Genomic DNA, 883 nt, shown 5'->3' on the forward strand with positions numbered 1-883 from the left:
GCAGGGGCAGCAAAGTGGCTCAAATAGCGCACTGAATGCCGATGACGGCTCAACCATTCATCTTTCGTGGGATTATCCGTTAGAGCGTACCGATGGCTCTGAGCTGGAAGTCTATGAAATCGAAAACTTCAGAGTATACCAACTCGATGGAAACGGTGATGTCGGTGCAGTTCATGTCGTTGATGGGCTTGAAACTGAGTTCGATATTACTGGGCTAGAAGACGGTGAATACCGCTTCGCGGTAACGGTTGTCGATACGGATGGACTGGAAAGCGATTACTCTCAGGTAGTCACTGTGTCGGTATTGTAGGATAGCCACCTTGTGCTAATTAAGCGTACAATCAAAAAAACAACCCAGACCGACATACAGCACAAGCCAACTCAGTGCATCAACAGATCTCTATTTCATTAAACAGTTTTGTCCGCAGAACAAACCACACCCAAACTCTGAAAACACTTATTAGAGCATCAGGGGCGCAACTTGAGCGCAAAGGGCGTTCTCGGAATTGGATTCTCAATGTTACGAGTGAGCAAGCGATCCATCTGCGTAATGCGATGGAATCTTCTGGCGAGGAAACCTGGCTTTGGATAGAGAAATCACTTTCAGCACATCTCCCGGCGCTTAGCCTTACGGAGATTCAGACGATTGCGCAGAAGCATTGGCCAATCACCGTCACACAGCTCATATCACTAACTAACTGCAGGATTGCGGAAGCACGCACCGCGATCGATCGCATAGAGTGGGAGGAATGAAAAAAAGAGATACTTGATGGATTAAGAAGAAAAATGGTGCCCCTTCCCTGACTTGAACAGGGGACCTACCGATTATGAGTCGGGTGCTCTAACCAACTGAGCTAAAGGGGCACACTTTTGGCCTTAGTTT

At 47.7% G+C, this 883-nt stretch carries 2 protein-coding genes and 1 tRNA gene; 2 read left to right on the forward strand and 1 reads right to left on the reverse strand.

The window, feature by feature from the left end:
• Both A3751_RS23130 and A3751_RS18350 read left to right on the forward strand, forming a co-directional pair.
• Positions 1-310, forward strand: a 310-nt coding sequence (locus A3751_RS23130) for a fibronectin type III domain-containing protein (protein WP_197466485.1), incomplete at its 5' end; no start/stop codon positions are given.
• 74 nt (positions 311-384) lie between these two features.
• Entirely contained in the window at positions 385-753 is a 369-nt protein-coding gene (locus A3751_RS18350) for a ribosome recycling factor family protein (protein ID WP_068451107.1), read from the forward strand.
• Between the two features lie 34 nt (positions 754-787).
• Here the strand turns inward: A3751_RS18350 and A3751_RS18355 are convergent.
• Positions 788-864, reverse strand: a tRNA-Ile gene (locus tag A3751_RS18355).
• Positions 865-883 lie beyond the last annotated feature (19 nt).

The sequence above is a fragment of the Oleiphilus sp. HI0080 genome (assembly GCF_001635135.1).